8 protein-coding genes are annotated in these 11,013 nt (G+C 76.4%); 5 read left to right on the top strand and 3 right to left on the bottom strand.

All coding sequences use genetic code 11. The annotated features are described in order from the left end of the window. The first annotated feature begins 8 nt into the window (after positions 1–8). From J3P29_RS00300 to J3P29_RS00285, 4 genes are all read left to right on the top strand, one after another. The gene (locus J3P29_RS00300) at positions 9–254 is read left to right on the top strand and encodes a hypothetical protein (RefSeq protein ID WP_210490979.1); all 246 of its coding nucleotides are present in this window, start codon (positions 9–11) and stop codon (positions 252–254) included. Positions 255–418: 164 nt separating this feature from the next. Then, on the top strand, positions 419–1,702 hold the full coding sequence (locus tag J3P29_RS00295) for an acetyl-CoA C-acetyltransferase (RefSeq protein WP_210490978.1): 1,284 nt from the start codon (positions 419–421) through the stop codon (positions 1,700–1,702). A gap of 170 nt (positions 1,703–1,872) precedes the next feature. Further along, a complete protein-coding gene (locus J3P29_RS00290; protein WP_210490976.1) occupies positions 1,873–3,270 on the top strand; it encodes a 3-oxoacyl-ACP reductase in 1,398 nt (465 codons plus the stop codon). Between the two features lie 27 nt (positions 3,271–3,297). Further along, positions 3,298–4,182: a MaoC/PaaZ C-terminal domain-containing protein gene (locus J3P29_RS00285; RefSeq protein WP_210490975.1), complete on the top strand. Its 885-nt coding sequence runs from the start codon at positions 3,298–3,300 to the stop codon at positions 4,180–4,182. Positions 4,183–4,223: 41 nt separating this feature from the next. Here J3P29_RS00285 and J3P29_RS00280 read toward each other — a convergent pair whose 3' ends face one another. After that, a complete protein-coding gene (locus J3P29_RS00280; protein WP_210490974.1) occupies positions 4,224–6,356 on the bottom strand; it encodes an MFS transporter in 2,133 nt (710 codons plus the stop codon). A 115-nt stretch (positions 6,357–6,471) separates the two neighbouring features. Between J3P29_RS00280 and J3P29_RS00275 the strand changes: the two genes are divergently transcribed. Beyond that, complete coding sequence (locus J3P29_RS00275; protein WP_210490973.1) at positions 6,472–7,710, top strand: GNAT family N-acetyltransferase; 1,239 nt, start codon at positions 6,472–6,474, stop codon at positions 7,708–7,710. 38 nt (positions 7,711–7,748) lie between these two features. On the opposite strand, the gene J3P29_RS19525 is transcribed toward J3P29_RS00275, so the two are convergent. Next, entirely contained in the window at positions 7,749–8,390 is a 642-nt protein-coding gene (locus tag J3P29_RS19525) for a L,D-transpeptidase (RefSeq protein ID WP_349239733.1), read from the bottom strand. A gap of 224 nt (positions 8,391–8,614) precedes the next feature. Beyond that, positions 8,615–10,801, bottom strand: coding sequence for a LuxR C-terminal-related transcriptional regulator (locus tag J3P29_RS20545; protein ID WP_210490972.1), 2,187 nt, complete (start codon positions 10,799–10,801; stop codon positions 8,615–8,617). Positions 10,802–11,013 lie beyond the last annotated feature (212 nt).

Below are 11,013 nucleotides of genomic sequence, written 5' to 3'. Positions count from 1 at the left end.
CTCCGGCCATGGCATCGATCCACATCACCGAGATCCAGCGTCTTCTGGCGGACCGGGGGGAGAGGGACGCAGTCCCGCACGTCGCTAACGGGCAGGGATACTTCGTGGAGATCCGCTTTGATGGGCCCGGCGGACCGACCGGCGTAGTCGACGAGGAACTGGCTGACGCTGTCATCACCGCAGAAAGCGCCTACGGGATGGCGACGATCCAGTTCGACGCGGAGGGAAGTCTGTTTTCGATCGACCTGAGTTGAAAGCAGGGCTCGCGGAGTCGGCTGTCGTGGACGGCCGACCCTTGGGCGGTGAACGGTGGATGAAGGTCACTGGGCTTCTCCTCCCATGAACTCCCTTCCCCGGCCCGCTACGCTTCCTGATGCGTCCGTCCTACCGACGGTACGAATCGCCCGGAGACTCAGGAATGCCCGAGACCAAGACCGCCCGCCGCGTCGCCATCATCGGCGGCAACCGCATCCCCTTCGCCCGCTCGAACGGCCCCTACGCGCAGGCCTCGAACTCCGCCATGCTCAGCGCCGCGCTCGACGGCCTGATCGACCGCTTCGGCCTCGAGGGCCAGAAGCTCGGCGAGGTCGCCGCCGGTGCCGTGCTCAAGCACGCCCGCGACTTCAACATGGTCCGCGAGGTCGTCCTGGGCTCGCGCCTGGACAAGGCCACGCCCGCGGTCGACCTGCAGCAGGCGTGCGGCACCGGGCTGCAGGCCACGATCTACATCGCGAACAAGATCGCCCTGGGGCAGATCGACGTCGGCATCGCCGGCGGCGTCGACACGACGTCCGACGCGCCCGTCGCGATCAGCGACAAGCTGCGCAAGAAGCTCATGCGCGTCAACGCCGCGAAGAGCAACGGCGACCGGGTGAAGGCGCTGCTGCAGATCCGCCCCGGCGACATCGGCCTGGAGGTGCCCAAGAACGGCGAGCCGCGCACCGGCCTGTCGATGGGCGAGCACCAGGCGATCACCGCGCGCGAGTGGGGGATCACCCGCGAGGCGCAGGACGAGCTGACGGTCGCGAGCCACAAGAACCTGGCCGCCGCCTACGAGCGCGGGTTCCTCGACGACCTGATCACCCCCTTCATGGGCCTGGAGCGCGACCAGAACCTGCGCCCCGACTCGTCCCTGGAGAAGCTGGCGAAGCTGAAGCCCGTCTTCGGCGGCCCCGAGGGCACGATGACCGCCGGCAACTCGACGCCGCTGTCCGACGGCGCGTCGACCGTCCTGCTGGCCAGCGAGGAGTGGGCGAAGGAGCACGACCTGCCCGTGCTCGCGTACTTCACGGACGCGCAGACCGCGGCCGTCGGGTACGTCGAGGGCGAGGAGGGCCTGCTCATGGCCCCCGCCTACGCCGTGCCGCAGCTGCTCGAGCGCAACGGCCTGACCTTCGACGACTTCGACTTCTTCGAGATCCACGAGGCGTTCGCCGCCCAGGTGCTCTCGACGCTGAAGGCGTGGGAGGACCCGACGTTCAACAAGGTCAAGCTCGGCCGCGACACGCCGCTCGGGTCGATCGACCGCTCCAAGCTCAACGTCAACGGCGGCTCGCTCGCCGCGGCGCACCCGTTCGCCGCGACGGGCGGACGCATCGTCGCCGGCCTCGCCAAGGCGCTCGCCGAGAAGGGGTCCGGCCGCGGCCTGATCTCGATCTGCGCCGCCGGCGGGATCGGCGTCGTCGCGATCGTCGAACGCTGAGGCGACCGCCGTGCGTGACGCCGATCCCCGGATGGAGATCCCCTTCCCCACCCACGTCGTCGCGATCGTCGAGCGCTAGGCGCATCCCGCGGGTGCCCGGTCGGCGGACCGGGCACCCGCACCCCGCAGGACCGCCCCCGCACCCTCCCGTCACCCCGAGGACCACCCCGATGCCCGACCTGTACCAGCAGCTCGTCAACAACCCGATCGGCAAGCAGATCGCCTCGCGCGTCGGCCTGCCGCAGCCCCCGCTCCTGAAGCGCTGGGCGCCCGGCCTGCCCGTCGTCGACGGCGCGGTGCTCGTGGGCGCGGCCGAGGGCGGCCGCCTGGGCGCCGAGATCGCGCGCGTCCTGAAGGACGTCGGCGCGAAGACGTGGACGGCCGAGGGCCCGATCCGCGAGCAGGCCGCGCAGGCCGGCCTGGACCCGAAGATCTACGCGTCCGGCACCGCCGGGGACCAGCGCTTCGCCGCGCTCGTCTTCGACGCCACCGGCATCGAGGCCCCCGAGCAGCTCCGCGCGCTGCACGAGTTCTTCCACCCCGTCGCGCGCAAGCTGCAGCCGTCCGGCCGCGTCATCGTCCTGGGCGCGACGCCGGAGCTGGCGGCCGGCCACCAGCGCATCGCCCAGCGCGCGCTCGAGGGCTTCACCCGCTCGACGGGCAAGGAGTTCGGCAAGGGCTCCACGTCCAACCTGGTCTACGTCGCCGAGGGCGCCGAGGACCAGATCGAGTCGACGCTGCGCTTCTTCCTCTCGCCGAAGTCCGCCTTCGTCTCCGGCCAGGTCGTCCGCGTCGGCAAGGGCGGCGCCAAGCCCGCCCTCGACTGGGACCGGCCGCTGCAGGGCAAGGTCGCGCTCGTCACCGGCGCGTCGCGCGGCATCGGCGAGGCGATCGCCGAGACGCTCGCCCGCGACGGCGCGCACGTCGTCGGCCTGGACATCGAGCCGCTGCGCGAGGACCTGGAGCGCGTGACGGAGCGCCTCGGCGGCTCCGCGATCACGCTCGACGTCACGGACGAGGACGCGCCGAAGAACCTGGCCGCCGTCCTGAAGGAGGAGCACGGCGGGGTCGACGTCGTCGTCCACAACGCCGGCATCACGCGCGACAAGCGCCTGGCGAACATGAAGCCCGAGATCTGGGACCAGGTCATCGCGGTCAACCTGCTCGCCCCGGAGCGGATCACGCACGAGCTGCTCGAGCAGGGCGTGCTGCACCGCGGCGGCCGCGTCATCGGGGTCTCCTCGATCGCGGGCATCGCCGGCAACAACGGCCAGACGAACTACGCCACGTCGAAGGCCGGCGTCATCGGCCTGGTCGACGCGGCGTCCGAGGCCGTCCAGGGCGCGGGCGCGACGATCAACGCCGTCGCCCCGGGCTTCATCGAGACGCAGATGACCGCGCAGATCCCGTTCGGCATCCGCGAGGCCGGCCGGCGCCTGTCCAGCCTGGGCCAGGGCGGCCTGCCGGTCGACGTCGCCGAGACGATCGCGTGGCTCGCGAGCCCCGGCTCCGGCGGCGTGAACGGCAACGTCGTCCGCGTCTGCGGCCAGGGCTTCCTGGGCGCGTAGCCCGGCCGCCCGACCGAAGGGATCGCCATGAGCACCCGCGAGCTGTCCTCCCCGCCGAACACCCTGCTGCTCTACGGCCGGGCGGCCCTGCCGCTCGTGCCCTTCGCGTCGCGGCTGCCGTTCGTCGGCGGCGGCGGCAAGACGCTGCCCGACCGCGAGCTCGTCCTGCGCGACGTGCGCGCCGACGCCGACAAGCTGCGCGCGTACCGCGAGATCTGCGGGTTCCTGCAGGACGACCGGCTGCCGGCGACGTACCCGTTCGTCCTCGGCTTCCCGCTGTCGATGGCGCTCATGACGGCCGGGGACTTCCCGTTCCCGGCCGTGGGCCTGGTGCACCTGCGCAACCGCATCGTGCAGCGCCGCCCGATCGCCCCGGACGAGGCGCTGACCCTGCGCGTGCGCGCGCAGGACCTGAAGCCCCACCCGAAGGGCCAGACATTCGACACCGTCACGACCGCGACGGTCGGGGACGAGGAGGTCTGGTCCTGCGTCGCGACGACGTTCCGCCGCGGCAAGGGCTCGGGCGAGTCCGCGGACAAGGGCACCGACCCGATCGACGTGATCGACGTCGAGCCGAACGTCACCTGGGAGGTGCCGGACGACATCGGCCGCCGCTACGCCGCGATCTCGGGCGACGTCAACCCGATCCACCTGCACCCGCTGTCGGCGAAGGCGCTCGGCTTCCCCCGCGCCATCGCCCACGGGATGTGGACGAAGGCCAAGTCGCTCGCCGGCGTCGAGGACCTGCTGCCCGACGCCTACGCGGTCGACGTGCGCTTCCAGAAGCCCGTGCTGCTGCCGGCGACGGTGGAGTGGGGCGCCGAGAAGGCCGACGACGGCCGCATCGGCTTCGCCCTGCGCGACAAGGCGAAGGGCGTCCCGCACCTGCGCGGGCTGGTCACGCCGAGCTGAGGCAGGGGGACAGGCGGGGCCTCGGGGCCCCGTCCGTCCCCTCAGCCGAGCAGGTCGTCGAGGAACTGCTCGACCTTGCCGGGCCCCTTGTCCTCGCCGCCGACGACGGCCCCGCCGAGCAGGCCCGGGACCTGGCGCGGGTTCGTGCCGTAGCGGCGCTCGTAGGCCTTCGCGCGGCGGTCGTCCGCGATCGCGAGGGCCAGCTCCTCGCGGGACGAGCCGTAGCGGCACGCCGCGCGGTCGAGCAGCCGCAGCGCCGTGTCCTGCACGAAGCCGCTGATGCCGCCGGTGTCGGGCAGGTCCCGCTTCTGGCACGGGTCGGCGAGCACGACCTCGGGCGGCCGGGCCGAGCGCGCCTGCAGCACCTGGCCGCCCGCGAGCGCCAGGCCCAGGCCGGCCACCACGACCGCGATCGCCGCGCCGCGGGAGAGCGGGAACGCGAGCAGCGCGGCGAGCAGCGCCAGGCACCCCGTCACGACGAACGCCGTGCGGAAGGCGCCGTCGATGGCGCCGACGAGCGTCTCGTCGGCGCGGCGCGTCAGCTCGGCGTAGGTGCGGGCGTTCCCCGCGTCGCCGGCGAAGCGCGGCGCCTCCTTGTCCAGCGCCGCCTCCAGCGCCCCACGGGCGTCCTCGGGCGTCAGCGAGCCGAGGGCGGACGAGACGGACTCGATCTTCTCCCGCGGCGGCAGGCGGGCGTCGAGGACGAGCGCGGCGACGCGCAGCTCGGTGCGGTCGACGGTGCGGTCCAGCTCGGTCGCGATGCCCGGCGCGAGCAGGAGCAGCGCGGCGGTGATGCCGACGTGCCGCAGCGCGAGCAGGCCGGCGGCCTGGGACGGGCTGCGCTCGGGCAGCAGCTCGCCCGCCAGGGCCGGCAGCGCCAGCCCCATGCCCAGGCCCGCCAGCACCTGCGGCAGGACGATCCAGCCGATCTCGGCGTTCGGCAGCGCGGCGAGCGCCAGGATGCCCGCGCCCACGAGCGCCGAGCCGGCGCAGGCGCGCACCCACGCGTCGCCCGGGATCCGCGCGCCGGCCAGGGCGGCGACGGGCAGGATCGTCACGGCGGCGGCCGCCGCGAGCGGCTGCAGCGACCAGCCCGAGACGAGCAGCAGCACGAGCAGGAAGACGACCGCGGTGAGCGCGGCGGAGACGAGCGCCAGCGCGATCCCGGCCCGCGCCGCGTTGGCGACCGCCAACGGGGACCGGGCGCCGCGCCGACCCGCCCGCGGCGCGGCGCCGCCGGACGGGGCCGCGCCGCCGGTGCGGCGTGCGTCGTCCGCGTCGGCGGATCGGCCCGCGTCGGCGCGCAGGGTCGGCGCGGTGCGGGGGGCGGGCGGCCGGGGGCGCGGCGGCAGGCCGGGGACGACCGTCTCGTCCTCGTCGGGATCCCACACGCGGGTGTCGTCGTCGGCGCCCGCGGGGCGCGCCCGGGAGCGCGGGCCCCGCGCCGGCGCGGCCGCGCCCCACGCCTGCCGGGTGGGGCCGACGCCGGTCGTGGTCGCCACCCCCGCCCCGGCCGCGGGATCCGCGACAACGCCCGCTCCCGGGCGCCCGGCGGCGGCCCCGCCGCGCGCCCCATTTCCCCCGGCGCCGTCCGCGACCGCCTCGCCGTCCCGGGCGGGATCGCCGCCGAGCGGCAGGAGCGCCGCGAGCGCCGCGGCCACGCCGAACGGCGCCTGCGCCAGGAAGATCGCCCGCCAGTCGAACAGCTCGGTCAGCGCGCCGCCCAGCGCCGGACCGATCGCGGTGCCGAACACGGCGGCCGCGACCCACAGCCGGCTGCGCCGGCCGCCGCGGTGCAGCAGCGCGAACGCGGCGACCAGGCCGAGCCCCGCGCCGACCGCCTGCACGCCGCGGGCGACGAGGAGCGTCGTCAGCGTGTCCGCCTCGCCGCAGACGACGCTGGCGCCGGCGAAGACCGCCATGCCGACGGCGCCCGTCGCCGCGCTCCCCGCCAGCCGCCGCAGCGGCACGGCCAGGAGCACCGCGACGGCCAGGACGACGGTGTAGACGCCGATGACCGCGGCGACGCCCTCGACCGTCGTGTCCAGGTGCGTGAGCACCTCGGGCAGGGCGAGCGTCACCACGGACGCGTCGGCCAGGGCGAGGGCCACGCCCAGGGCCAGCAGCACGCGGGCGGCGGTCGCGAGAGGGCCGGTGCGCGGCGGGGACGGCATCGCTCCCCAGTCTGACGACCGCGCAGCCGGGGGCCTGCGAAGCCCGCTCCGGGCGTCGCCGCGTCCCCGTGCGCGAGAACGTGCCGGACGGCCGTTCGCCGCTAGGGTCGGACGCATGCCCCACCCGAGCGACGTCGTCATCCGCCCGCTCGCCGAGGGGGAGTGGGACCGGGCGCACGACCAGACCGACCTGGCGTTCCACCGCTCGACGCGCGGCCCCCGCCGCGACCGGATGCGGACGTGGACCGTGCAGCCCGACACGGTGGTGGCCGACGACGGCGGACGCATCGTCGGCACCGCCGCGGCGTGGCGCTGGACCGTCTCCGTGCCCGGCGGCGAGCTGCCCTGCGCCGGCGTCACGATCGTCACCGTCCGCCCGACGCACCGCCGGCGCGGCATCCTGCGCGCGATGATGGCCCGCATCGCCGACGAGGCCCGCGCGGCCGGCGAGCCGCTGGCGGCGCTGTGGGCGTCCGAGGGCGCGATCTACGGCCGCTTCGGCTACGGGGTCGCGGCGCGCGTGCAGACGCTGCGCGTGCAGACGCGCGGTGGCGTGCCGCTCCGCGCCCCGGTGCCCGAGCCGCTCGGCGTCGAGCTGCTCGAGCCGGAGGACGCGCACCCGGTCGTGGCGTCGATCTACGAGCGCGCCCGCGCGCGCCGGGGCGGGATCATGAGCCGGCGCGACGCCGACTGGTGGACGAAGCGCGTCCTAGGCAACGCGCCCGACGAGATCGCCGCGCAGGGGCCGCTGCGGGTGGTGGTGGCCGGGGACGACGGCTACGCGCTGTACCGCGTGGAGGAGGGGGCCGAGACGTCGCCCGTCAGCGCCTGGACGACGGTGCACGTGAAGGAGCTCGTCGCCGCGACCGCCGAGGCCGAGCGCACGCTGCTCACCTACCTGACCCGCATCGACCTGGCCGACGAGGTCCTCCTGCCCGGGCGGCCCGTCGACGATGCGCTCGTGCTCGCCCCGGTCGACGCCCGCGCCGTGCAGCCCGAGGCCACGCACGACGCGCTCTGGCTCCGCATCCTGGACGTGCCGGGCGCCGTCGCCGGGCGCTCGTGGGCCGCGGACGCGCAGGCGGTCGTCGAGGTCGAGCACCCCGAGGACGACCACGTCGCGGGCCGCTGGGCGCTGCGCGTCGGCCCGGACGGCGGCACCGCCGAGCGCACGGACGCGGCGCCGGACGTCGTGCTGCACGCCCGCGACCTGGCGGCGGCGTACCTGGGCGACGCGACGCTGACCGCCCTGCACGACGCCGGCGTGGTCGAGGAGCGGACGGCGGGCACGCTGTCCGCGCTCGACGCGGCGCTGCGGACGGACCGCGCGCCCTGGACGGTCGGGGTCTTCTAGGGGCAGGCCCGCGAGCGTCCGGCGGGCGTCCGCGCCGCTCACCGCCGCACGTCGACGGGCGTGCCGCGGGGCAGTCGCCGCGCCAGCCACGCCACGTGCGCGTCGTTGATGCGCACGCACCCGTGGGACCGCGCGGTGCCCAGGTGGTCGCTCAGGCTCTCGGGCCCGCGGCCGTGGATCGCGATGCGGCCGGGGCCGCCGCCGTAGTCCTCCAGGACGTTCGACAGGCTCGTGAGCGCCAGCGCCCACGGGCCGATGAACGCCCGCGGATCCGGCTGCCGGTTGCGCTCGTAGATCGCGGCGAGGACGTGCGGGGTGGGCGTGCGCCGCGCGCCGACCACGGCGCGGAACGACCGCACCCGGCGGCCCTGGCGGTAGACCGTCACGCGCCGCGTGCGCGTGCGCACGTCGACCCACCACGGGGTGCGGGCGAGGACGGCGCGGTCGCGGGGGATCCAGCCCGCCGACCCGTTCGGCCGCACGGGCAGCAGCACCTTGAGCCACTCGCGCCCGTCGCGGACGGCGCCGTCGAGCACGAGCAGCACCAGGGGCTGCCGCGACCAGCTCGTCTGCGTGCCCACGCGCCACCCTTGGGCGGCGGAGGACAGCCGGCGGCGGGCGAACGTGGCCGAGACGACGCGCGCGGTCGTGGCGCCGGTCCGCCGCGACGGCGCGGGCACGTCGAACGGCGGTGCCGGCGGTGCCGGCGGTGCGGCCGCTCCCGGCGCGGACCCCGGACCGACCGGCGCGGCCGGCGACCCCGCGGCCGGCGGCGTGGCCACCCCCGGCGCGGCGCCCGGAGCGCCCGGCGCGGCGGGGGCCTCCGCGCCGCTGGCGCCGGCCGGCACGGCGCCGACGGCCAGGACCGCGGCCCAGGCGACGGTCACCAGACGTCCGGAGGCCCTCACAGCAGCCCCCGCTCGCGGGCGACCGCCACGGCGTCCTCGCGCCGGCCGACGCCGAGGCGCCGGTACAGGCGACGCACGTGCGTGCGGACGGTGTTGAGCGACAGGTACAGCTCGTCGCCGATCTGCTTCAGCGTCAGGTCGCTCGGCAGCCGCTCGAGCACCCGCTGCTCGGCGGCGGTCGGCGGCGTGCCGAGCAGCTCCTCCGGTCCCCGCGCGTCGAGCGCCGCCTCCACGGCGGTCAGGCGCGTCGCCAGGACGCCGACGTCGGGGTAGCCGCCCAGGATGCGGCGCGCGGCCGCGGCGTGTCGGCGCCCGCGCGCGTGGTCGCGGGCTGCGGCCGCCACCTCGGCCGCCACCACGAGCGCCAGGCCCCGGCGCACGGAGCCCGGCAGGTAGCCGGTGAGCCGCAGCGCGCGGCCGAGCGCCTCGGCCGCCTCGTCCAGCGCGCCGCGCCGGCGGAGCGCCTCGCCCAGCGCCACGTCGGGCAGCGGAGCCCACGCGCGGCCGGCGCGGGGCGCGGCCGCGTCCTCGGCGACGGCCGTGCGCGCGTACCGCTCGGCCGTGACGTGCTCGCCGTCGGTGGCCGCGACAAGCGCCAGGACCGCCAGGACGGCGGCGCGCACGGGGGCCGGCAGCACCCCGACGAGCGGCTCGAGCACGTCGCGCGCGCCGTCGCCGTCCCCGGCGAGCCACAGCACGAACCCCAGGTCCGCCGCGATCACGGTCTGCATCGGCGGATCGGCCGCATGGCGCCGCCACAGCGCCCGGCCGTGACGGGCCGACCGCGTGACGTCGCCGAACAGCGGACTGACGTGCAGCACGTCGACCACCGGGGCCACGCGCGGGTCGTCCGCGGCCAACTCCAGGGCGTCCAGGCGCTGGGTGACGAGGCGGGCGTCGGCGCCCTCGGCCGCCAGGCACAGCACGTCGAGGGCGCGGACGGTGGCGGCATGGGGGCCCTCGTGGGGCGGGAGCCCGGCCAGCAGCGCCTGCAGCTCGGCGGTGCGGCCCGACGCCACGAGCGCGGGCCACTGCGCCGCCAGCAGGCGCGCCGCCCGTCCGCCGTCCCCGGCCGCGCTCGCGTGGCGGACGGCCGCCGCGGCGTCGCCGACGCGCTCGAAGTGCACGGCCGCGCGCCGGTGCAGCTCCGGCAGCAGCCAGCCCTCGCGCTCCTCCAGCTCGCGCCGCAGCACTCGGGCGAACGCGGGGTGGTGCCGCAGCCGGCCGTCGTCCTCGACGGTCACGAACAGCTCCCGGCGACGCAGCTCCGCGAACGTCTGGCCGGCGCGGTGGTCGTGCAGGATCCCCGCGCAGGCGGCGGCCGTCAGCTCGTCCAGGACGGACGTCCGGCGCAGGAACGTGCGCATCTCGTCCGGCTGCTCTGCCAGGACCTCCTCCTCGAGGTAGCGCGCGACGTGCGCGCGCCCGACTCGCAGCGCCTCCTCGCGACGCGCGGGATCGGGGTGGTCCCGCAGCGCCGCGCCCATGAGCGCGATGCCCGCGGCCCACGCCCCGGCGTCGCGGTGGATCCCGGCGAGCGTGCCGACGCCGAGCGCGAGGCCGAGCTGCCGGTTGAGCAGCGCCTCCGTCTCGTGCAGGCGGAAGGCCAGGTCCGCCGGGCCGATCTGCGCCACGGTCCCGGCCGCGTAGCGCCGCTCCACGTGCAGCGGCGGTGGGGTGCGGGTCGCGCACACCACGCGCACCGCGTCGGGGAGGACGTCCAGCGCCTGGCAGATCATCCGCAGCGCCACGGCCTCGCCCAGGCGGTGCAGCCCGTCGAGGACGACGACGAACGGACCGGGCCCGGCCGCGCACACCGCCTCGGCGGCGCGCGGCAGGACCTCGCGCACCGGGTCCTCGCCGCGCGCCAGCGCCTGCTGCGCCTGCGCCGCGATGTCGGGGAAGTCGACCGCCAGCCCGCCGAGCACGTGCGCCACGAGGTGGGCCGCATCGTCGTCCCGCTCGTCGACGGTGATCCAGGTGCCCCGATGTCGGGAGCGCGCACGCCAGTGGGCCAGCGCGGTCGTCTTGCCGTGGCCGGCAGGGGCGCGGACCACGGTCAGGGGGCGACGGACGGCCTGGTCGAGCGCATCCGTCAGCCGCGGCCGGACGAGGGACTCCTGAGGAATGCCCACCGGGCGCGCGGGGGCGCGCCGGACGGCGAGCGGACGTGTGGGGGGCACGCAGGCATGCTGCCAACCCCACGTCGCGGTGTGATCGGAAAACGCAATGAGGGGCGAACTTCACCCGGGTGATTTCGGGATGTGTGCAGCGTGCACGTCGGACCGCCCTCCGGGTCGTGCGCGATCACCCGGGTGAAGGAGCCCGCGGCCCTTCCGCTCGCGTCGTGGCCGGGGCTACGGTCGCGGCGTCCCGCACACCCCGTCGACCCCGC

This window comes from Patulibacter sp. SYSU D01012 (genome assembly GCF_017916475.1).
Taxonomy (GTDB): domain Bacteria; phylum Actinomycetota; class Thermoleophilia; order Solirubrobacterales; family Solirubrobacteraceae; genus Patulibacter.
The sequence above is the reverse complement of the archived record's forward strand: the minus strand, read 5'-3'. Positions and strand labels throughout refer to the sequence as shown.